At 68.4% G+C, this 22,133-nt stretch carries 19 protein-coding genes; 12 read left to right on the top strand and 7 right to left on the bottom strand.

Annotated elements, in window-relative coordinates; translation table 11 throughout:
• Positions 1-495 carry a DMT family transporter gene (locus tag BW39_RS17565; RefSeq protein ID WP_043823328.1) on the top strand — a complete coding sequence of 165 codons (495 nt, stop codon included), beginning with the start codon at positions 1-3 and terminating at the stop codon, positions 493-495.
• Complete coding sequence (locus BW39_RS17560) at positions 488-1,714, top strand: DegT/DnrJ/EryC1/StrS family aminotransferase (RefSeq protein ID WP_043823326.1); 1,227 nt, start codon at positions 488-490, stop codon at positions 1,712-1,714. Before BW39_RS17565 ends, BW39_RS17560 begins: the two co-directional genes overlap by 8 nt.
• On the opposite strand, the gene BW39_RS17555 is transcribed toward BW39_RS17560, so the two are convergent.
• The 4 genes from BW39_RS17555 to BW39_RS17540 form a co-directional block, all read right to left on the bottom strand.
• Positions 1,677-2,981 (bottom strand): SAM-dependent methyltransferase, encoded by a 1,305-nt coding sequence (locus BW39_RS17555; RefSeq protein ID WP_043823325.1) that lies wholly within the window; start codon positions 2,979-2,981, stop codon positions 1,677-1,679. The two genes, BW39_RS17560 and BW39_RS17555, sit on opposite strands and share 38 nt — an antisense overlap.
• Before the next feature lie 77 nt (positions 2,982-3,058).
• Positions 3,059-3,970 carry a hypothetical protein gene (locus BW39_RS17550; RefSeq protein WP_013800035.1) on the bottom strand — a complete coding sequence of 304 codons (912 nt, stop codon included), beginning with the start codon at positions 3,968-3,970 and terminating at the stop codon, positions 3,059-3,061.
• Positions 3,952-5,025: a GNAT family N-acetyltransferase gene (locus BW39_RS17545; protein ID WP_043823323.1), complete on the bottom strand. Its 1,074-nt coding sequence runs from the start codon at positions 5,023-5,025 to the stop codon at positions 3,952-3,954. Before BW39_RS17545 ends, BW39_RS17550 begins: the two co-directional genes overlap by 19 nt.
• Before the next feature lie 7 nt (positions 5,026-5,032).
• Complete coding sequence (locus BW39_RS17540; protein ID WP_034397609.1) at positions 5,033-6,406, bottom strand: aspartate aminotransferase family protein; 1,374 nt, start codon at positions 6,404-6,406, stop codon at positions 5,033-5,035.
• Between the two features lie 278 nt (positions 6,407-6,684).
• Here BW39_RS17540 and BW39_RS17535 point away from each other — a divergent pair, with 278 nt between their 5' ends.
• The 4 genes from BW39_RS17535 (at position 6,685) to BW39_RS17520 (ending at position 10,992) form a co-directional block, all read left to right on the top strand.
• Positions 6,685-9,105 (top strand): TonB-dependent hemoglobin/transferrin/lactoferrin family receptor, encoded by a 2,421-nt coding sequence (locus BW39_RS17535; protein WP_043823322.1) that lies wholly within the window; start codon positions 6,685-6,687, stop codon positions 9,103-9,105.
• A gap of 172 nt (positions 9,106-9,277) precedes the next feature.
• Entirely contained in the window at positions 9,278-9,766 is a 489-nt protein-coding gene (locus BW39_RS17530; protein ID WP_012202078.1) for a hypothetical protein, read from the top strand.
• A 6-nt stretch (positions 9,767-9,772) separates the two neighbouring features.
• Positions 9,773-10,582 carry a DUF4198 domain-containing protein gene (locus BW39_RS17525; protein WP_043823320.1) on the top strand — a complete coding sequence of 270 codons (810 nt, stop codon included), beginning with the start codon at positions 9,773-9,775 and terminating at the stop codon, positions 10,580-10,582.
• A gap of 89 nt (positions 10,583-10,671) precedes the next feature.
• Entirely contained in the window at positions 10,672-10,992 is a 321-nt protein-coding gene (locus BW39_RS17520) for a helix-turn-helix domain-containing protein (protein WP_016452227.1), read from the top strand.
• A 7-nt stretch (positions 10,993-10,999) separates the two neighbouring features.
• On the opposite strand, the gene BW39_RS17515 is transcribed toward BW39_RS17520, so the two are convergent.
• The 3 genes from BW39_RS17515 to BW39_RS17505 all read right to left on the bottom strand — a co-directional run bounded on the left by BW39_RS17515 (position 11,000) and on the right by BW39_RS17505 (position 15,555).
• Positions 11,000-12,931 carry a RecQ family ATP-dependent DNA helicase gene (locus tag BW39_RS17515; protein WP_043823318.1) on the bottom strand — a complete coding sequence of 644 codons (1,932 nt, stop codon included), beginning with the start codon at positions 12,929-12,931 and terminating at the stop codon, positions 11,000-11,002.
• A 220-nt stretch (positions 12,932-13,151) separates the two neighbouring features.
• Complete coding sequence (locus BW39_RS17510) at positions 13,152-14,303, bottom strand: acyl-CoA dehydrogenase family protein (protein ID WP_043823316.1); 1,152 nt, start codon at positions 14,301-14,303, stop codon at positions 13,152-13,154.
• Positions 14,304-14,313: 10 nt separating this feature from the next.
• Positions 14,314-15,555 (bottom strand): CaiB/BaiF CoA transferase family protein, encoded by a 1,242-nt coding sequence (locus tag BW39_RS17505; RefSeq protein ID WP_043823313.1) that lies wholly within the window; start codon positions 15,553-15,555, stop codon positions 14,314-14,316.
• 94 nt (positions 15,556-15,649) lie between these two features.
• Between BW39_RS17505 and BW39_RS17500 the strand changes: the two genes are divergently transcribed.
• From BW39_RS17500 to hutH, 6 genes are all read left to right on the top strand, one after another.
• Positions 15,650-16,540, top strand: coding sequence for a LysR substrate-binding domain-containing protein (locus BW39_RS17500; RefSeq protein ID WP_034397621.1), 891 nt, complete (start codon positions 15,650-15,652; stop codon positions 16,538-16,540).
• Between the two features lie 274 nt (positions 16,541-16,814).
• The gene (locus BW39_RS17495) at positions 16,815-17,789 is read left to right on the top strand and encodes an ABC transporter substrate-binding protein (protein ID WP_043823311.1); all 975 of its coding nucleotides are present in this window, start codon (positions 16,815-16,817) and stop codon (positions 17,787-17,789) included.
• An 18-nt stretch (positions 17,790-17,807) separates the two neighbouring features.
• A complete protein-coding gene (locus BW39_RS17490; RefSeq protein ID WP_013800044.1) occupies positions 17,808-18,692 on the top strand; it encodes an ABC transporter permease in 885 nt (294 codons plus the stop codon).
• A 149-nt stretch (positions 18,693-18,841) separates the two neighbouring features.
• The gene (locus tag BW39_RS17485) at positions 18,842-19,621 is read left to right on the top strand and encodes an ABC transporter ATP-binding protein (protein ID WP_012202086.1); all 780 of its coding nucleotides are present in this window, start codon (positions 18,842-18,844) and stop codon (positions 19,619-19,621) included.
• 27 nt (positions 19,622-19,648) lie between these two features.
• Positions 19,649-20,419: a histidine utilization repressor gene (gene hutC / locus BW39_RS17480; RefSeq protein ID WP_049801468.1), complete on the top strand. Its 771-nt coding sequence runs from the start codon at positions 19,649-19,651 to the stop codon at positions 20,417-20,419.
• A gap of 113 nt (positions 20,420-20,532) precedes the next feature.
• Entirely contained in the window at positions 20,533-22,104 is a 1,572-nt protein-coding gene (gene hutH, locus BW39_RS17475) for a histidine ammonia-lyase (protein WP_013800045.1), read from the top strand.
• Positions 22,105-22,133 lie beyond the last annotated feature (29 nt).

Raw genomic sequence — 22,133 nt, 5'->3', positions numbered from 1 at the left:
ATGAAGCGTTTCTATTTCATCGGCTTTCTGGTGCTCATGGCCTTCGACACGCTGGCCCAGCTGAGCTTCAAGCAGGCCGGCAATGCGGCGCTGCCGCTGGAGTTCTCCACGGCCTGGCTGGCGCGCGTGTTCGGCCAGCCCTGGATCTATGGCGCCTTCGTGGGCTACATCGGCGCCTTTTTCTCGTGGATGACCTTGCTCAAGCGCGCGCCCATCGGCCCGGCCTTTGCGGCATCGCACCTGGAGATTCTTTCCGTGCTGGCGCTGTCGTACTGGCTGTTCGACGAGCGCATAGGCATGCCCCAGATCATCGGCTGCCTGTTCATCGTGGCCGGCATCGCCTGCCTGGCCGTCAGCGAGACGCAGGAGGCCGGGGGGCCCGGCGCAGACGATGACACGCCGGGCCATGCGGGCGGCAACCCGGGCGCGGGCTCGGCCAGCGCGGGCGCCGCGCATCTGGCGGCCTCGGCCGAGCACGGCACGCACCGTGGCTGAACGCGTGCTGCCGCCCACGGCGGGCCTGCCGCTGCGCGCGGCCGACCTGCTGCCCTGGGGCGATGCGGACCTGGCGACGGCGCTGGCGCAATGGCTGGGCGTGCCCGCCGTGCAGCTTGAATGCTCGGGCACCTCGGCGCTGATGGTGGCGCTGCAGACCCTGCGCCGCCTGGCGCCGGGCCGCAGCGAAGTCATCGCACCCGCCTATACCTGCCCGCTGGTGGCCCTGGCCGTGGCGCACTGCGGCCTGCAACTGCGCCTGTGCGATCTGCATGCCGACACGCTGGACATGGACCCCACGCGCCTGCGCGCCCTGTGCAGCGAACGCACCCTGGCCGTGCTGCCCACGCATCTGTGCGGCCGCGTGGCCGACGTGGCCACAGCCGTGGACTGCGCGCGCGCCGTGGGCGCCTGGGTGGTGGAGGACGCGGCCCAGGCCTTGGGCGCACGCCTGCGCGGCGAGCCCGTGGGCTGGCAGGGCGATGTGGGCTTCTACAGCCTGGCCGTGGGCAAGGGCCTGACCACCTTCGAGGGCGGCGTGCTGCTGGCACGCGACCCCGCGCTGCGCGAGGCACTGCGCGAGACACATGCGGCCAGCGTGCGCCAGGACCGGGGCTGGGAGTTGCGCCGCAGCCTGGAGCTGCTGGGCTATGCGGCGCTGTACCGCCCCGCCGGGCTGGACCTGGCCTATGGCCGTCCCCTGCGCGATGCGCTGTCGCGCAGCGACTGGGTGCAGGCCGCCGGCGATGATTTCGACGACGCCATTCCCTGCCATGAACTGGGCGCCTGGCGCCGCCGCGTGGGCCGGCGCGCGCTGGCGCGGCTGGCGGATTTCCAGCAGCAACTGCAGCGCCAGGCCTGTGAGCGCGGCGCCTGGCTGTCGGCCATCGATGGGATCGAGGTGGTGGGTGACACCGTGCCGGGTGCGCAAGGCGTCTGGCCCGTGCTGCTGCTGCGCCTGCGCGATGCAGCCACGCGCGATGCGCTGCTGCGCGCGCAATGGGGGCGGGGCTGGGGTCTGTCGCTGCCCTTCGTCCATGTGCTGCCCGACTATGGCCGCTACGACCATGTGCTGGGCCTGGCGCGCCAGGACGTGGTGGACCAGGGGCGCGACTGGGCACGGCGCCTAGTGGCCGTGGGCAACAGCCTGTGGTTCGACGACGCGCGCTTCGAGGCCTTGCTCAGTCTGCTGGAGAGGCCGCACGCCGCGCCTGGCTGACGGCTGCGGCCTGCGTGGCTCCGGCCGGTGGCTCGCGCCCGCGCAGGGCCTGGCTGCGTTCGGCGACATATTCGCGCGTGAGCGGGACCGCTTCCTGGCGGCGTGCCAGTTGCACCTGGAAAATGGCGATGTCCTGGTAGCGGAAGGCGGCTTCCGACATGGACAGATAGAACTCCCACATGCGGCAAAAGCGCTCGTCGTAGAGCGCGGCAGCCTCGTCGCGGCGCGCCATGAAGCGCTCGCGCCACAGTCGCAGCGTGCGCGCATAGTGCAGGCGCAGCACCTCGATATCGGTGACCACCAGGCCGCTGCGTTCGATGGCCGGCGTGAACTCCGACAGGGACGGGATGTGGCCGCCCGGGAAGATGTAGCGCTCTATCCATGGATTGTTGAAGTCGGGCACATCGCTGTTGCCGATGAAGTGCAGCAGCATCACGCCATCGTCGGACAGCAGCTCCCGGCACTGGCGGAAGAAGGCGTCGTGAAAACGCGTGCCCACATGCTCGAACATGCCCACCGAGACGATGCGGTCGAAGGTGCCGCGCGTGTCGCGGTAGTCTTCCAGCCGGTAGCTGAGTCGGTACGCGCACGGGGACTGGCCGGCACGCTGGCGGGCGCCCGCCAGCTGCTCGCCGGACAGCGTCACGCCCGTCACATGGCCCGCGCCAGCCACCTCGGCCAGGTAGCGCGACAGTCCGCCCCAGCCGCAGCCTATGTCCAGCACGCGGTGGCCGGGCTCCACGAGCAGCTTGGCGGCGATGTGGCGCATCTTGGCCTGCTGGGCCTGCTCCAGGCTTTCGTCGCCATGCTCGAAGTAGGCGCAGGAGTACTGGCGCTCGCCATCCAGAAAGAGCCGATACAGCCGGTCGTCGAGGTCATAGTGGTGCGCCACGTTGGCGCGCGCCTTGCTGCGGCGGTTGTGCTGCAGCAGCGGCCGCAGCCGCATGCGCCAGGCATCGAGCAGCCGCACGCTGGCCGGCACGGGCAGGTTGCGCGCGTTGCGCAGCACGAGCTCCAGCACGTCGTAGATGCTGCCCCGCTCCACCACCAGGCGCTGTTGCATGAACATCTCGCCAAGGTTCAGGTCCGGGTCGCGCATCAGGGCCCACAGCGCACGCCTGTCCGTGAAGCGGATGCGTGCCTGCGGCTGGCCGCCATCGCCGAAGGCCAGCATGCGCCCCCAGGGCAGGCAGATTTCGAGCAGTCCCTTGCGCACCAGGGGTGTGAAACTGCGCTGCAGCAGTCTTTCGGTCAGCCGGTCGATCATGGGGTTGCCTCCTGTCTTGCGGTCGGCCGCGGTGCGCGGACGTGGGGGATGCGGGGTGTGCGGGGTGTGAACGGATCCTAGGGGCTGGTGCAGGTCTGGATGTATTCGACCAGCCGTTCGTTGAAGGCATGCTGGCCCAGCTGCCAGGTGGCCAGCGTCTGCGCGTCGATCTGCGTGTCCTGGCCGTCTCCGGCGCTCATCCAGCGCTTCCACCAGGTCGTGTAGCGCCAGGAGGACACATCGCCCGTGATGTCGCTGCCCACGATCTGGCCGGCCAGTGCGCCGATGATGTCCAGGGCCTCGCCTTCCTGCATGCGGCCCTGGTCCCAGTTGGTGCGCACCACCTCGGGCGCAAACACGTCCTTGTCGATGCTCAGGTAGGTGGGCTGGGCCTGCTCGCGCAGCATGCGCGCCAGCGTGCGCGACAGGTCGGCCACGCTGGCAAAGCCGCGAAAGGCGGCATCCACGCCCAGGCGGCGCGCCCAGCCCGTGTCCACGCCCGCGCTCCAGTAGCTCAGGCGGCCGGCGCGCAGCGGCGTGAGGTAGTTCTCCCAGGCGTGCGCGCGGCCGATGTCGCCGGAGGTGATGCCGGCCACATGCACATGCGAGACGGCCGGATGCAGGGCCACGCGCCGCACCCAGGAGCCGCAGTGCACGCCCCAGGGAAAGCGCATGTTGTCGGGGTGGTTGTCCAGCACGACCACGCGCAGCGGCCGGCCCGCGGACAGGGCCTGGGCGGTGATGCAGCGCTCGATCAGCGGCCAGCTCAGGTGGTGGAAGTCGCCACTGCCCATGAGGGCCGTGCCATGCGCGGCCGGCAGTTGCGCGTCGAGCGCCGCGCGGAACTGCGCAAAGCGGCGCAGGCCGCAGCCAAAGCGCACCTGCTCCTGCCAGTCCTGCAGCGGCAGGCGCAGCTCGCCGGGCAAGGTCCCCACCGAGCCATCCACATCCAGCACGACCGGCTGGGCATTCAGTTCTGTTCGCTCCATTGGCGATCGCTTTCGAAGTGGCCGGCAAAGCGCCGGCCCAGTGCGCGCAGCAGCGGATTGCGGATGAAGACCGCATGCTGCGTGAAGGTGAAGCTGGCGCCCAGCTGGGCCTTGACCTCGGGGTCGGTCCAGCCGGCCACGTAGTGGCTCAGGCCGCGTTCGATGGCGTATTCAAGGTTGACCATCCAGCTCACGAAGTAGAGATTGGCCTCGCGCGCGGCCGGGTAGGACAGGCCGATGTACTTGTCGATCAGCTTGCCGCCGTGCTCGAAGCACAGGTTCCAGCCCAGCAGCGCGCCGGGCGTGCCGTCGTCCTGCAGCGCGCGGTACTCGAACACGGTGCCTCCGTTGCCTGCATCGCGCAGCAGGGCCGCGAAGAAATCGCGCGTGAGCCTGTCGAAGTGGATCTCGCTTTGCGCATACACCGCATCGAACAGCGCGTAGTAGGCATCGACGCAGGCGTCATCGGCAAAGGCCGCGCCCGTGGGAATGCGCTGCACCTGCAGCTGCGCGCGGCTCCTGAGCTTGCGGCGCAGGTTCTGGCGGCGGCTCCTGGACAGGCGTGCAAGGTATTCGTCCAGGCTGGAGAAGTCGATGGGCACATGGGCCAGGGCCTGGCCTTCGACCAGGATGAAGCCCGCATCGGCCAGCGCCTGCGCCAGCGCCCGTGCATGGGCGTTGTCGGCGTCCGGCAGCAGCGGTGAATCCTGGGGCAGGTCCTTGACGATGGTCAGCATGCGCCGGCCTGCGCGCGCGCGCAGCGCGGCAGCCTGCTGGGCGGCAGGGGTGCCCATGGGCAGCACGGCGTACTCGCTGACCGTGGTGCCCACGAAGTCGGTGGACAGGCGCAGCCGGCGCGACAGCCAGCCGCCACCGGGCAACGACAAAAGACGCGCCTTGAGCGCGTCGTCCGCCGTGGTCAGAAGATCGAAGGGCGCCGTGAAGGCCGGCGCCGGCCAGTCCTGCAGCAGTGCGAAGCCCTCGGGAGGATGGGCCGCGAACTGCGCGAGCAGGCCTGGGGGTTCGAGCTGGTTGTGCAGGCGCTCTGCGGGCATCGCGCCTTCAGGCCGCCTTGGCTTTCGTGAGCAACTGGTCCAGCAGGACCATGGCTTCGTCGATCTCGGGGCGCGAGATCATCAGCGAGGGCGCGAAGGTGATCACGTTCTTGTAGTAGCCGCCCACGTCCAGCACCAGGCCGCGTTTCTGGCCCTGGTATTCCAGGCCGCCTTCGAGGCCGATGTCCACCATCTTGTCCAGCAGCGCCTTGTTGGGCGTGAAGCCGTCTTCGGTGCAGATCTCGGCGCGCAGCGCCAGGCCCAGGCCGTCCACGTCGCCGATTTCCTTGTGGCGCTTTTGCAGTTCCTTGAGGCCTTCGAGGAAGTAGGCGCCCGATTCGCGCACCTGGCGGCCGAAGTCCATCTCGTGGGTCATCTTCATGACTTCCAGGCCCAGGGCCGTGCCCAGCGGGTTGGAGGCGAAGGTGGAGTGCGTCGATCCCGGCGGGAAGATGGTGGGGTTGATCAGCTCCTCGCGCGCCCACAGGCCCGACAGGGCGTTGAGGCCGTTGGTCAGCGCCTTGGCGAAGACCAGCACGTCGGGCTTGACGCCGAAGTTCTCCACCGACCACAGCGTGCCGGTGCGCCAGAAGCCCATCTGGATTTCATCGACCACCATCAGCACGCCGTGGTCGTCCAGCACCTTCTTGAGGCCCTTGAAGAAGTTGGGCGGCGGCACGACGTAGCCGCCCGTGCCCTGGATGGGTTCGACGTAGAAGGCCGCGTACTCGCACTGGTTGGTCTTGGGGTCCCAGATGGCGTGGTATTCGTTCTCGAACTTGCGCGCGAATTCCCGGACGATGGAGTCCGCGTATTCCTCGGACGTCATGCCCTTGGGGCGGCGGAACGGGTAGGGGAAGGGGATGAACTGCGCGCGGTCGCCGAAGTGGCCGTAGCGGCGGCGGTAGCGGTAGCTGGAGGTGATGCTGGAGGCGCCCAGCGTGCGGCCGTGGTAGCCGCCCTCGAAGGCGAACATCAGGCTCTTGCCGCCGCTGGCATTGCGCACGACCTTGAGCGAGTCCTCGATGGCCTGGGCGCCGCCCACGTTGAAGTGCACGCGGCCGGCATGGCCCCACTTGCGCTCCGCATCCTGGGCGATGAACTTGGCCAGCTCGATCTTGGTGGGGTGCAGGTACTGGCTGGCGACCTGGGGCAGGGTCTGCAGCTGCTCGATCATCTTCTGCTCGAGGCGCTTGTTCTTGTAGCCGAAGTTCACGGCCGAATACCACATCTGCAGATCAAGGTAGGGCGTGCCGGCCTCGTCGTACATGTAGCTGCCTTCGCAGCCCGAGAAGATCTTGGGCGGGTTGACGTAGTGGACGGTATCCCCGAACGAGCAGTACTTGGCTTCGTCGGCCAGAAGTTGGGCGTTATTGATCACAGCAAAGGGCTCCAGATATTCAGCCGCCGCAGTGTGAGCGGGCAATCTTGCTGCGCTGTCGAGTCTTTGTGTGGGGTTTGTGGAGGAGGCCCGCGCGGAGCCTGGATCGGCCCCTGTGACGTAAATGAGACAAAACAAATGATAATCATTATCAATTGATGGGAGAATCGCGGAAAGCCAGCAGGAACAATCACACACGGGGGGAGCAATGGTCTCGCAAGAGCACTCCGCGGACAGGTCGGCAGCTAGCCAGCAACCCTCTTTCCCCGATTCCCGCCATGGCTGTGTCTTCGCGTTCGTCTTTCCTCTCCCTCTCCCGCAATCCCTCGCGCACGCCGGTATTGCGGCACAGCCTGCTGGCCGTGGCCGTGCAGGCCGCCGTGATCGGTCTGGCCTCGCCCGGCGCCTGGGCACAGACGCAGACGCATGCGCAGACTGCGGACGATGAGGCCCGGCTGATGGCGCAGGCTCCCACCAAGGCGCTGGCCCAGGTCGATGTGGTCGATGCAGCCGAGCCCGTGCAGCGCACGCCGGGCGCCTCCACCACCGTCAGCGGCCCGGCGCTGGAGCAGGCCGGCAGCATGGCCGACGTGGTGCGCTACCAGCCGCTGGTCTCAGCGCCCGGCACGGCCTCGGGCACCAGCCGCAACCGCAGCAGCTTCGACCGCTCGGGCACCACGGGCTACAACATCCGCGGCATCGAGGGCAACCGCATCGGCATGGATGTGGACGGCGTCGAGATGCCCGACGCCACCACGCGCCCCTATGTGAGCCGTGTCGGCGCCAACACCTTTGGCGTGGGCCGCGACTTCATCGACCCCGAGATGTTCTCGGCCGTGGACATCCTCTCCGGCACCACCACGGCGCGGCGCGCGGCCGGTGGCATCGGCGGCTCGGTGGGCTTTCGCACCAAGTCCGCCGAGGACTACCTGGTGGGCGGCAAGACCTCCTACCTGGGCGGCAAGATCGGCCACGACACGGCCGACCGCTCCTGGAACGAGAGCTTCACGGCCGCTGGCCGCTCGGGCGACCTCGACGGCCTGATCGCCTATTCGCGCCGCGACGGCCACGAGACGCGCAACCACAGCGCCATCGTCAACAGCTATCCCGACGACTGGAACTCCAACGCGCTGCTGCTCAAGGGCGGCCTGCGCATCAACCCGGCCCACCGCCTGGTGCTGTCGGCCGACCTGTATCGCCGCAAGAACGACACCTCCTTCCACGGCTGGGACACCACCAACACCAGCATCACCGAAAGCTCGCGCCAGAACAGCGACACCAGTCGCAACACGCTGCAGCTGCAGCACCTGTGGACACCGGCCGGCGCCTGGGTGGACCAGCTGGACACGCGGCTGTACTTCCAGAACACGGACACCAACGACGTCACCGACACCACCACGCTGGCCACGGGCGCCAAGGTGCACAACGTCTCCGGCAACGAGACGCGCACCTGGGGTTTCTCGAGCACGGGCGACAAGCGCATCGACCGCCACCGCCTGAGCTTTGGCGTCAATGCATCGACACAGGACACGGAGCGTCCGTGGAAAGTTTTCGCTACCGGCACGCCCGTTATGAAGCCCCAGCCCGACACCACCACCCGCCGCTACGGCGCCTTCCTGCAGGACGAGATCAGCTTCCAGGCCGGCGGCCGCCGCCTGGCGCTGATTCCCGCGCTGCGCGTGGACCGCGTGGAGATCAAGACGCGCGACCTGGACAACTTCGTCTCGGGCGTGCTCACGGCCGCCGATGTGGAAAAGATTTACGGCGGCACGCGCGGCAACACCATCCTCAGCCCCAGCCTGGCCCTGGTCTATGACCTCACGCCCACGTTCAGCGCTTATGCCCAGTTCAAGCGCAGCGGGCGAGCGCCCTCGGCCGGCGAGATCTTCGGCTCGTGGAACATGGCCAGCAACTACAACGCGGCAGGCCAGTACGCCCTGGTGGGCAACCCCAACCTGAAGGAGGAAAGCAGCAATGCCTTCGACTTCGGCCTCAAGGGGTCGCCCACGCCGGGCGTGACCTTCAACAGCTCGGTCTTCTATACCAGGTACTCCGACTTCATCGCCTACACGCGCTACCTGCGCGCGGGCCGTCCCGACCTGTTCGTCAACGTGCCCGCCCACATCGGCACCATCTACCAGGCCGAGAACCGCGACAGCGCAAAGATCTACGGCTTCGAGGCCAGCGCGCGCCTGGACCACGGCCAGTGGATGCCCGCCGCCAGGGGCCTGTACTCCACCTGGGCGCTGGGCATCAGCCGCGGCACCTCCAAGTCCTACTATGCAGGCGACAAGGATGTGCCGCTGGACAGCGTGCTGCCGCGCAAGGCCATCGTCGGCGTGGGCTATGACGCACCGGCCCGGCAATGGGGCCTGAACCTGACCGGCACTTTCGTCGCGGGCAAGCAGGCCGTGGCCACCAACCGCGACAGCTACCAGAACGCGGGCACCGGCCTGACCGACTCGACCACCGAGCTGTTCCGCGTGCCCGGCTATGTCATCTTCGACCTGGCCGGCTACTGGCAGGTCGCAAAGAACGTGCGCCTGAACGCCGGCATCTACAACCTGGGCGACAAGCGCTACTGGGACTATTCCAGCACCCGCAGCCTGCAGCCCGGCGTGGCGCGCGACCGCCGCGACATCGAGCTGCTGAGCAACCCGGGCCGCACCTTCGCCGTGTCCATGAACGTTGCGTTCTGAGCACCCTGCGCACCATGCCATTGCACCCACGCCACCTTCACTTGCCGCGTGGCGCGGATCCGAGGAGTTTCTCCAGGGGCCGGCCGGCCTTCCCTACAGCGGCGGTGTCGGCCGGAAAGCCTCCACCACCATCGCAGCCGCCGCTGTATCTGCCTACTTCAGGAGTCGTTTCATGATTGAGTTCTCTCTGTCCCACCGCATGCTGGCCGCTGCCGGCCTGGCGGCCCTGCTCACCGCCTGCGCATCGCCCACGGCACCGTCCGCCAGCGGCCCGGCCCAGCCTGCGGGCGGGCATGGCCAGTCTGCCTTCATGGGCAGCTACGACGCCAACCGTGATGGCGTGGTCACGCGCCAGGAGTACGACACCGTGCGCAAGCAGCGCTTCCTGGCAGGCGACACCAATGGCGACGGCTGGCTCAGCGAGAAGGAGTACGTGGACGAGTTCGAGGCCCGCCTCAAGCAGCAATACGCGGGCCGCCAGCCCGACGAGCGCTATGCCCAGTCCATGAAGCAGGCCCATGTGCGCTTCGGCATCGTGGACAGGAACCGCGACGGCAAATACACCGTGGAAGAAGACATGGCCATCGCCGAACGCAGCTTCAAGGAAGCCGACGTCAATGCCGATGGCGTCGTGGACAAGAACGACGTCAAGAAGCCCTGAGCGGACATGGCCAAAACCCCATCCAAGCGATTGGCCTGGTGGCTGCCGCTGCTGTCGGCCGTGTGCATCTCCGCCCAGGCCCACACGCCCTACCTGCTGCCCACCAGCTTCGAGGCTTCGCCCCGGGCCGTCATCAGCGTGGACGCCAGCTTTGCCGACAAGTTCTTCATCCCCGAAGTGGCTTTTGGCGAAACGCGCTTCACCGTGACGGCGCCCGACGGCTCGGTCACGCCCATGGCCGATGTGTGCCAGTTCAAGACCCGCACCGTGGCCGAGCACCAACTGCCCGACGAGAAGGGCACCTACCGCGTGAGCACCGGCCCGCGCCTGGGCGCCGTCTTCCGTTCGTGGGAGCGCAACGGCAAGGTGGAGACCGCGCGTGATCCCGCCACGCCCACGCCGGCCGATGCCAGGCTGCTGAGCCACTACCAGTCGCTGTCGGTCTCCGAGACCTACATCACGGTGGGCAAGCCCAGCCGGGCCGCGCTCGCGCCCTCAGGCAAGGGCCTGGAGATCGTGCCCGTCACGCATCCTGCCGACCTGTTCGCGGGCGAGAAGTTCGACTTCACCGTGCAATACGACGGCAAGCCGCTGGCCGCGCAGAAGGTGGAAATCTTCCGCTCGGCCATGGACCTGGCCAGCCAGCACAGCGTGGACGCGCTGACCACCGATGGCGAGGGCCGCATCTCCTACGCCCTGCCCAAGTCCGGCATCTACCTGGCCCTGGTGCGCTACCGCGCCGACGCCCCCGCCGGCGCCGCCGCGCCGCAGTACGGCAACAACTACACGCTGACCTTCAGGGTGCTGGCGCAGTGATGAAGAGAGCCCGCTGATGCGGGCTCTTCTTTTTGCTTAGGGAGTATTGAAGTCCGTACTGCCCGCTATGGAGCGGGCGGGAGAACATGATGCATCGCCAGGATTCTTCGCAGGGAACAGCCAATGTGCTGGTCGATCTGGGCTTCGAGGACGCACAGGAACTGTCGGCCAAAACCGTGCTGGCCATGAAGCTCAACGAGCTGATGGACAAGCGCGGGCTCAGTCAGACCGAGGCTGCAGGCATCACGGGCATGACGCAGCCCAAGATTTCCCAGGTCCGGCGCTACAAGCTGCAGAACATCTCTCTGGAGCGCCTGATGCAGGCGCTGGTGTCGCTGGACCAGCAGGTCGAGATCGTCGTGCGGCCTGCGCGCCGTGCGCACGCGGCCGGCATCACGGTGGCGCCCTGAACCTCACTCAACCCGTGGCCACCACCCGCAGCACCTCGGCGCCATAGGCGTCGAGCTTCTTGGCGCCCATGCCGCTGATGCCTTGCAGGTCGTCCAGCGATGCGGGGTTGCGCTCGGCGATGGCTGCCAGCGTGGCGTCGTGGAAGATCACATAGGCCGGCAGGTTGTGCTCGCGCGCGACCTCGGCGCGCCAGGCCTTGAGATTGATGAAGCGCACCTGGGCATCGGGCCCCAGGCTGGCAGCGGCCACGTTGGGCTGGGTGGCGCGCTTGGAGGTGCGCGTGCGCGGCGCTGCCACGGCCTCGCGCAGCTGCACGGAGACTTCGCCGCGCAGCACGGCGCGCGAGCCATCGGCCAGGCACAGGGTGTCGAAGCTGTGGCCGCTGTTCTCGCTGGTGATCTTGTGCAGGCCCAGGGCGCCCGTGGCCAGCAGCTGGCGCATCACGCCGCGCAGCTGGGGCTCGCTGTAGTCCTTGCCCAGGCCGAAGGTGGAGATCTTCTCGTGTCCGTACTGGCGCACCTTCTCGGTGTCCTTGCCGCGCAGCACGTCCATGATGTGGCCCGCGCCAAAGGTCAGCTGGCTGGCCTCGTGCACGCGGTAGATGGTGGACAGCAGCTTGCGCGCGGCCTCCGTGCCGTCCCACAGGGCCGGGGGCTCCATGCAGTTGTCGCAGTTGCCGCAGGCGGTCTTTGCCACGCGCTGCAGCGGCCTGCCTTCAAGGTCCGTCTCTGCGTCTTCTCCCGGTGCGCCCAGGCCGTACTGCTCGCCGAAGTAGGCCAGCAGCCGCACGCGGCGGCAGTCCGTGGCCTCGGCCAGGCCCAGCAGGGCATCGAGCTTGCCGCGCATGACCTGCTTGAAGGTGTCCTCGGCCGGGCTTTCGTCGATCATGCGGCGCTGGTTGACCACGTCGGACAGGCCGTAGGCCATCCAGGCATCGGCGGGCAGCCCGTCGCGGCCTGCGCGGCCGGTTTCCTGGTAGTAGCCCTCGATGTTCTTGGGCATGTCCACGTGGGCCACGAAGCGCACATCGGGCTTGTTGATGCCCATGCCGAAGGCGATGGTGGCGACGATGACGATGCCGTCCTCGCGCAGAAAGCGGTCCTGGTGCAGCTGGCGCGTCTCGAAGGGCAGGCCCGCGTGGTAGGGCAGGGCGGGCACGCCGGCCTGGCTCAGCGTCTGGGCCAGCTCCTCCACGCGCTTGCGCGACTGGCAATAGACCACGCCGGCCTCGCCCTCGTGCTCGCGCTCGATGAAGCGCAGCAGCTGGTTGCTGACGTCCTTCTTCTCGGCGATGCGGTAGCGGATATTGGGGCGGTCGAAGCTGCTGACGAAGTGCCGTGCGCTCTCGAGCTGCAGCCGCTCGACGATGTCGGCGCGCGTCAGCGCGTCGGCCGTGGCCGTGAGCGCAATGCGCGGCACGCCCGCATAGCGTTCGTGCAGCACGCTCAGCGCGCGGTACTCGGGCCGGAAGTCATGGCCCCACTGGCTCACGCAGTGCGCCTCGTCGATGGCGAACAGCGACAGCTTGCCCTGGGCATGCAGGTCGTCGAGCAGGCCCAGGAAGCGCGGCGTGTTCAGGCGCTCGGGCGCGGCATACAGCAGGGTGATGTCGCCGCTTTGCAGACGCCATTCGACTTCCTGCGTCTCGTCATAGGACAGCGTGGAGTTCAGGTAGGCGGCGCTGACACCGGCCTCGTGCAGCGCGCCCACCTGGTCGTGCATGAGCGCGATCAGCGGCGACACCACCACCGCCACGCCGTGGCCCTGCTGCTGGCGCACGATGGCCGGCACCTGGTAGCACAGGCTCTTGCCGCCACCCGTGGGCATGAGCACCAGCGCATCGCCGCCGGCGACCACGTGCGAGACGATGGCTTCCTGCGGACCGCGGAATTGTTCGTAGCCGAACACGGCTTGCAGGACGGAATGCGCGGCGGACAACGGGGACTTCTTTCGGCAGAGGCGGCTGGCGCGGGAGGGAGCGGGATGCGGGCGCTTCCCGCAAAAAATGCGCTGCGGCCCGAAGGCCGCAACAGCCGCCATTTTGCGCCCCCTCGCAAGGTCCAGGGAAGACCTGGGGTTTGAGCCGCTCTGCATCAATGGCCTTTTCCGGGCGCGAGGGTGCCATTTTCAGATTTCTCCTAGCCACCCGCTGCTGCATTCAGCTGCCGCCCAGCACCCCACGCGCAATGATGCTGCGCTGCACTTCGGACGAGCCTTCGTAGATGCGCAGGATGCGTGCATCGCGCACCAGGCGCTCCAGCGGCATCTCGCGCGTGTAGCCGTAGCCGCCGTGGATCTGCAGGGCTTCGTCGGTGACGAAGCCCACCATTTCGGACGCATGGAGCTTGGCCATGGCCGAGTGCTGGGTGAAGGGCTGGCCGGCCTGGCGCAAGGCCAGGGCCTGCATCGTCAGTGCCCACGATGCCTCCAGGCGCAGCTTCATGTCGGCCAGCTTCCACTGGATGCCCTGTTTGGTGGCCAGTGGCTCGCCGCCGACCAGGCGCTGATTGGCCCATTGCGCGGCGGCGACCAGGGCGGTCTCGGCCACGCCCAGGGCGGTGGCCGCCACGTCCAGGCGGCTGTTGTCCAGCACCTTCATGGCCGTCTTGAAGCCCGTGCCCTCGGCGCCCAGCCGGTGGCTGGCAGGCACGCGCACGCCGTCCAGCGATACCTCGAAGGCATGGCCGCCGCGGATGCCCATGAGCTTTTCGGGGGCCGAGACCTGGATGCCGGGCAGATCGCGCGGCACGATGAAGGCGCTGACGCCGCGCGCGCCGGCCTCCATGTCGGTCTTGGCGAAGACCACCATGAAGCGCGCCTCGGCGGCGTTGGAGATGAAGTGCTTGACGCCCGTGATCAGATAGTCGTCCCCATCGCGCACGGCGCGCGTGCGCATGTCGGCCGGGTGGGAGCCGCCGCGCGGCTCGGTCAGCGCAAAGGCGGCCAGCCATTGGCCGCTGGCGCAGCGCGGCAGCCACTGCTGGCGCTGGGCGTCGTCGCCGCCGATGAGCACGGCGTCCGTGCCCAGGTAGTGGGCGCCGATCATGGACGAGGTGGCCGCGCAGGCGCGCGAGATGGCCACCAGGGACAGCAGCATGGCCGTGGGCGTGACGCCGGGGCCGCCCAGGGCCTCGGGCAGGTTCATGCCCATCACGCCCAGGGCCGACAGGCCCGGCACATGGCAGGTGGCGGACAGTGCCTCTTCGTCCATGCGCTGCGCCAGCGGGGCGAGTGCGTCGTCGGCAAAGCGGGCCACGGCATCGGCAATGGCGTGGTCGTCGGCGGTGGTGCCCAGTCGTTGGAAGTTCATGGAAGTTCGCTCAATGTGATGGGGAAGAGGGGGCGGCGCCTGCGGTGCCCAGGGCACCGGATGCGCGCAGCGCGGCAATGGCTTCGGCTCCCCGGCCCAGCCACTGCGAGAGCAGGGCGTCGGTGTGCTCGCCCAGGGCCGGCGCGCGCTCGGCGCGGTTGGGTGCGGCGCCGCTGAAATGCACGGGCTGGGTGGGCAGGCGCAGGCCGGGCAGGCGCGGGTCCTGCACCGCGCCGAGCAGGCCGCGTGCCTGGCTCTGGGGCGATTCCAGCGCCTGGGCAATGTTCCAGATGGGTGCGGCGGGCACGCCGGCTGCATCCAGCGCGGCCACCACCTGCGCCACTTCATGCCGGCCGGCCCAGGCCTCGATGGCCTCGCGCAGCGCGGGTTCGTGGGCCGAGCGTGATTCATCGCTGGCAAAGCGCGGGTCGCCGGCCAGGCTGCCCAGTTCCATGGCCTGCAGGGCGGCGGCGAACAGCTTGTTGTTGAGCACGGCCAGCGCGAAGTGGCCGTCGCCTGCGCGGTACACGCCGAAGGGGGCCGACAGTGGATGGCGGTTGCCCACGCGGCGCGCGGGCCGGCCCGTGAACAGGTAGCGCGCCACCGAGGTGGCCAGAAAACTCAGCGTGGTGTCGAACATGGCCACGTCCACCTGCTGGCCCTGTCCCGTGGCACGCGCCTGCAGCAGCGCGGCCAGCGTGGCCCAGGAGGCGAACAGGCCGGCCACCACGTCGCTGACGGCCTCGCCCACCACGGTGGGCGCGCCATCGGGCTCGCCCGTGGCCTCCATGAGGCCGCTCATGGCCTGCACGATGATGTCGTAGGCCGGCCGGTGGGCCAGCGGCCCGGTCTGGCCGAAACCCGAGACGCTGACATAGACCAGGCGCGGATTGAGCGCCCGCAACTGGCTTGCGCCGATGCCCAGGCGCTCGGCCACGCCGGGCCGGAAGTTCTCCACCACCACGTCGGCCTGGGCCGCCATCTCGTGGACCAGGGCCACGGCCTCGGGGTGCTTGAGGTCCAGCACCAGGCTTTGCTTGTTGCGGTTCATCACCGTGAACAGCGCGCTCTCGCCGTTGTTCATGGGGCCGATGGCGCGGTAGTCGTCGCCCTGCGGCGGCTCGATCTTGACGACCTCGGCGCCCAGGTCGGCCAGCAGGGCCGTGGACAGCGGCCCCGCCAGCACGCGCGTGAAGTCGAGAATGCGCACGCCGTCCAGCGGGCGGGCGGTGAGGGGGGTGGACTCGGTCATGGGTGCAGCCTTGGACGGGTGGTCTATGGCTGCATGCTGGCGCGTGATTGAATCAATGGAAAATATTCATTCCTGATTCACTGCATTCAAAAAGATGATCCAGATCAGCCTGCGCCAGCTGGAGTATTTCGTGGCCGCCGCACGCCATGGCAGCACGGCGCGCGCGGCCGAGGCCATCGGCGTGTCCCAGCCGTCCATCTCCAAGGCGATTGCCGACCTGGAGGCGCTGTGGGGCGAGGCGCTGTTCGTGCGCCGCCATGCCAGGGGGCTGGATCTCACGGCGGCGGGCGCGGTGCGCAGCCGCGAGGCCCAGGCGCTGCTGGACGGCGCACGCAGCCTGCAGGGGCCGCGCACGGCGGCGATGGCGGGCGTGCTGCGCCTGGGCTTTCTGAGCACGCTGGGCGCGCGCTGGGTGCCGGCCCTGCTGGCGCAGATGCAGCGCCTGCACCCCGGCATTGCGCTGGAGCTGGTGGAGGGCGACATCGCCTCGCTCACGCAGCAGGTGGAGCGCGGCGAGCTCGATGCGGCCCTGCAGTACGACACAGGCCTGGCGCGTCCCCGCATGGAGCTGCTGCCCGTGGCGGCGTTGCCGCCCTATGTGCTGCTGCCGCAGCGCCATGCGCTGGCGGCCAGGACCAGCGTGGGGCTGGCCGAGGTGGCCCGCTACCCGCTGGTGCTGATCAACCTGCCGCACAGCCGCGAGTATTTCCTGTCGCTGTTCCGCGAGGCCGGCGTGACGCCGCTGGTGGCCCATGAGTTCGCCTCCATCGAAATGCTGCGCTCCATGGTGGCCAACGGCCACGGCCTGAGCGTGCTGACCACGCGGCCGGTGGTGGACCGCGCCCACGATGGCCAGCGCCTGGCCTGCCGCCGCATCCGGGGCCGCGTGGCCCCCCAGGGCGTGGTGCTGGCCGTGCCGGCGGGCAATGCCTCGCCGCTGATTGCACCGTTCTTGAAGGTGGCGCGTGCCGTGATTGCACCGTAGCGGCGCGCAGCCCCGTGGCATGCACCACGGTGGTGAGCTGTTACCCGGGATTTTCCCCAGGTTGTATGGACAAGCTTGGTTGGCACGGCATTTGCTGTTGCTCTCCGTGTTGATCGCAGGTAGATGCAGGATGCTCGCTCCATCACCGGTTTGCCGGGTAATCCTGTATATACATGTCCGGTCGGCAAAAACACACTTCGGGCTCCCGCACTGGTCTGCCTGCGGACCCCGAAACTGCCATCGCCAACTTGCTTTCCCGACCGAGGAGTGCCACATGAGTTCGATCCCCACGTTCCGCCGCCTGCCCCTGGGGCCGCTGGCCGCCGCCCTCTGCCTTGCCGCCGCACTGCAGCCCGCTGCCGCGCAGGAGACCAAGATCACCCTGGGCATGTCGGGCTGGACCGGCTTCGCGCCGCTGACCCTGGCCGACAAGGCCGGCATCTTCAAGAAGAACGGCCTGGCGGTGGACCTGAAGATGATCCCGCAAAAGGACCGCCACCTGGCCCTGGCCTCGGGCGCCATCCAGTGCGCGGCCACCACCATCGAGACGCATGTGGCCTGGAACACCAACGGCGTGCCCATCGTGCAGATCTTCCAGATGGACAAGTCCTATGGCGCCGACGGCATCGCCGTGCGCAATGACGTCAAGGGCTTTGCCGACCTCAAGGGCAAGACCGTGGCCGTGAGCGCGCCGGGCACGGCGCCGTACTTCGGCCTGGCCTGGATGCTGCACAAGAACGGCATGACCATGAAGGATGTGAAGACCGTCTCGCTGGAGCCCCAGCCTGCGGCCCAGGCCTTCGTGGCCGGCCAGAACGATGCGGCCATGAGCTACGAGCCCTACCTGTCCACCATCCGCGCCAATCCGGCCGCGGGCAAGATCCTGGCCACCACCATCGACTACCCCATGGTCATGGACACGGTGGGCTGCGATCCCAAGTGGCTCAAGGCGAACACGGCCGCCGCCAAGGCGCTGGCCCAGTCGTACTTCGATGCGGTGGCCATGATCGAGGCCGACAAGACCAAGTCCTTCGAGATCATGGGCGCGGCCGTCAAGCAGGGTGGCGAGCAGTTCGGCAAGTCGGCCTCCTACCTGAAGTGGTCCGACAAGGAAGCCAACCAGAAATTCTTCGCCAACGAGCTGGTGCCCTTCATGAAGGAGTCGGCCGTGATCCTCAAGGAGGCCGGCATCATCCGCTCCATCCCCGAGAACTATGGCGTGATGTACGACGCCAGCTTCATCCAGTAAGCCCGCCAGGGGATGACCATGCAAGCCGCATCCACTTCCGCAGTCCAGCCGGCTAACAAGCCCATGACCCACGCCACACCGCACGCTCCCGCGCCCGCCGCGGCGCCAGCCCCCGTCCGCCGCCGCCGCATGGCGCCGCTGGAGCCCGTCAGCCCCACGGCCAAGTGGGTGCTGGGTGTGGCCTTCTTCGTGCTGTTCTTTCTCGTCTGGGCGGCTGTGACGCTGGGCGGCTTCGTCTCCCCGACCTTCCTGGCCAGCCCCATGACCATGGCGCGCGAGGGCGTGCTGCTGTTCACCGAGTACGGCTTCCTGCACGACATCGGCATGACGGTCTGGCGCGTGATGGGCGGCTTCATCCTGGCCTCGGTCGTGGCCGTGCCCCTGGGCATCGCCATGGGCGCCTGGAAGCCGGTCGAGGCCTTCTTCGAGCCCTTCGTGTCGTTCTGCCGCTACCTGCCGGCCTCGGCCTTCATCCCGCTGCTGATCCTGTGGGCCGGCGTGGGCGAGACGCAGAAGCTGCTGGTCATCTTCATCGGCTCGGTGTTCCAGATCACGCTGATGGTGGCCGTCACCGTGGGCGGCGCGCGCAAGGACCTGGTGGAGGCCGCCTACACGCTGGGCGCCTCCAACACCGGCGTGGTGCGCCGCGTGCTGATCCCGGGCGCCGCGCCCGGCATTGCCGAGACGCTGCGCCTGGTGCTGGGCTGGGCCTGGACCTATGTGATCGTGGCCGAGCTGATCGGCTCGTCCTCGGGCATCGGCCACATGATCACCGACAGCCAGGCGCTGCTGAACACGGGCCAGATCATCTTCGGCATCATCGTGATCGGCCTCATCGGCCTGGTGTCCGATTTCATCTTCAAGACCGTCAACCGTCGCATGTTCGAGTGGAGCACCCTGTGAAAAGGATCTACCCCCTGAGCGGCTGCGCCGCTTCCCCCTTGAAGGGGGACGACACCCTCGGTGCGGGGCGGCCCTTCCTCGGTGTCTCTGAGGTGAGTCGCGCCGGTTGCAGCCGCCGTGAATATTGACAAGCGCCCTGGAGAATCGTGATGAATCTTTTGTCTATTCAAGGTGTTTCGCGCACCTTCACCAGCCACAAGGGCACGAGCACGCAGGCCTTGCTGCCTGTGGATTTCGAGGTCCGCGAGAACGACTTCGTCACCATCCTCGGCCCCTCGGGCTGCGGCAAGTCCACCATGCTGCGCATTGCGGCGGGGCTGGATTTCCCGACCACGGGCCAGGTGCTGCTGGACGGCCGCGCCGTGGACGGACCGGGCGCCGACCGCGGCATGGTGTTCCAGAGCTACACGCTGTTCCCCTGGCTGACGGTGGCGCAGAACATCCGCTTCGGCCTGCGCGAGAAGGGCGTGAGCGAGGCGCTGCAAAAGGAGCGCAGCGACTACTTCATCGCCAAGGTGGGGCTGCGCGGCTTCGAGAACCACTTTCCCAAGCAGCTGTCGGGCGGCATGCAGCAGCGCACGGCCATTGCGCGCGCGCTGGCCAACGATCCCAAGATCCTGCTCATGGACGAGCCCTTCGGCGCACTCGACAACCAGACCCGCGTGCTCATGCAGGAGCTGCTGCTGGGCATCTGGGAGGCCGAGCGCAAGACCGTGATGTTCGTCACCCACGACATCGACGAGGCCATCTTCATGGCCAACCGCGTGGCCGTGTTCAGCGCGCGCCCGGGCCGCATCAAGGCCGATATTCCCGTGAACCTGCCGCATCCGCGCCACTACACGGTCAAGACATCGCCCGAGTTCATGGAGCTGAAAGCCCGGCTGACCGAAGAGATTCGCGCAGAGTCGCTGGCCGCTGCTGCACACTGACGCTTTTCCATGACCACTGCCCACACCATGTCTTCGCGTTCCACGGCTTCCCGACTTTCCGCAACGACGGCGGAGGTGCCCATGGCCCTGTACCAGCAGGTCAAGGACCATGTGCTGCGCAAGATCGCCGATGGCTCGCTGTCGGCCGGCGAGCGCGTGCCGTCCGAGCAGGAGCTGGTGCAGGAGTTCGGCGTGGCCCGCATGACGGCCAACCGCGCGCTGCGCGAGCTGGCCGAGCAGGGCGTGATCGTGCGCGTGGCCGGCGTGGGCTCCTTCGTGGCCGAGGAAAAGCCGCAGTCCACGCTGCTGCGCATCGCCAACATCGCCGAGGAAATCCGCCAGCGCGGGCATGACCACCGCTTCGAGCTGATCAGCGTGCGCCGCGAGTCGGCCTCGCCCGAGGCGGCAGCTTCGCTGCAGCTGTCTGCGGGCAGCTCGGTGTTCCACCTGCAGGGCGTGCATTTCGAAAACGACGTGCCCGTGCAGCTGGAAGACCGCCATGTGAACCCGCGCATGGCGCCGGACTTCATGGAGCAGGACTTCTCGCTGATCCAGCCTTCGGTGTATCTGGTGCGCAACGTGCCCTTCGACCAGATCGAGCATGTGGTGGACGCCATGCTGCCGACGCCCGAGCAGGCGCGCTGGCTGCAGATGGACGCCGACCAGCCCTGCCTGACGCTGACGCGCCGCACCTGGTACCTGGGCACGCCCGTGACCTGGGTGCACTGCGTGCATCCGGGCATGCGCTACCGGCTGGGCAGCCGCTTTCGCACCGACGGCGGATCGCACGACGGCTGAGGCCTGAAAGGCGGGGTTCCCGCTCTTGCGCTGTTCCGCTTCGATTGATATTGTATAGACAGGCATAGACATCCATCCCGGCACACCCTCCCAGACACCGACAGGGCATCACCATGAACACCATCACGACTCCCGGCCTCACCTCCCGTCCCGGCACCGCGCTGACGCTGCAGCCCGGCCAGGTCAGCCTGGCCCAGCTGCGGGCCATCCAGCAGGGCGGCGTGCGCCTGTCCATGGCGGCGTCCGCCTACGAGCGCATGCGCGCCGCCCAGGCCCATGTGCAGCACATCGTGGATGAGGACCAGGTCGTCTATGGCATCAACACCGGCTTCGGCAAGCTGGCCTCCACCAAGATCGCCCATGACCGCCTGGCAGAGCTGCAGCGCAACCTGGTGCTGTCGCACAGCGTGGGCACGGGCGATCCGCTGCCCGACGCCGTGGTGCGCCTGGTGCTGGCCACCAAGGCCGTGAGCCTGGCGCGCGGCCACTCGGGCGTGCGCCCCGAGCTGGTCGATGCGCTGCTGGCCCTGGCCAACGCCGACGTGCTGCCCGTGATCCCCGCCAAGGGCTCGGTGGGCGCCTCCGGCGACCTGGCACCGCTGTCGCACCTGGCCTGCGTGCTGATCGGCGAAGGCCAGGCCAAGATCGATGGACAGGTGGTGTCCGGCACCGAGGCCATGCGCCACGTGGGCCTGGAGCCCTTCGTGCTCGGCCCCAAGGAAGGACTGGCCCTGCTCAACGGCACCCAGGTATCCACGGCGCTGGCCCTGGTGGGCCTCTTCCAGGGCGAGAGCGTGTTCGCGGCCGGCCTGGTGGCGGGCTGCCTGACGCTGGAGGCCATCAAAGGCTCGGTCAAACCGTTTGACGCCCGCATCCACGAGGCGCGCGGCCAGCTTGGCCAGATCGCCGTGGCCGCCGCCGTGCGCGAGCTGCTGGACGGCAGCGCCATCGACACCTCCCACCCCCATTGCGGCCGCGTGCAGGACCCGTACTCCATCCGCTGCGTGCCCCAGGTCATGGGCGCCTGCCTGGACAACCTCAGCCATGCGGCCCGCGTGCTGGTGATCGAGGCCAACGCCGCCTCGGACAACCCGCTGGTCTTCGACAACGGCGACGTGATCTCGGGCGGCAACTTCCACGCCGAGCCCGTGGCCTTCGCGGCCGACATCATCGCCCTGGCCCTGGCCGAGATCGGCGCCATCTCCGAGCGCCGCATGGCCCTGCTGCTGGACACCGGCCTGTCGGGCCTGCCGGCCTTCCTGATTGCCGACAGCGGCGTGAACTCGGGCTTCATGATCGCCCAGGTCACGGCCGCCGCCCTGGCTGCCGAGAACCAGTGCCTGGCCCACCCCAGCAGCGTCACCAGCCTGCCCACCTCGGCCAACCAGGAAGACCATGTCTCCATGGCCACCTACGGCGCGCGGCGCCTGGGCGAGATGGCGCGCAACACCGCCGTCATCGTGGGCGTGGAGGCCATGGCCGCCGCCCAGGGCATGGACTTCGACCGCAGCCTGAACAGCTCCGAGTTGATCGAAGCGCAGTACGCGCTGATCCGCAGCCAGGTTCCGCACCTGGACCGTGACCGCTACCTGGCACCCGACATCGAAACCATGCGCCAGTGGGCGCTTGCCACGGACTGGCCCCAGGCCATCGTCCGCCACCTGCCCAGCCACCAGGCTGCCTGAACCCCGCAACCGCTCACCCCCCGCATCCA

The sequence above is a fragment of the Delftia sp. RIT313 genome, assembly GCF_000632165.1.
Lineage (GTDB): Bacteria > Pseudomonadota > Gammaproteobacteria > Burkholderiales > Burkholderiaceae_C > Comamonas > Comamonas acidovorans.
Note: the sequence above shows the minus strand (reverse complement) of the source record. Positions and strands in the feature narration are given on the sequence as shown.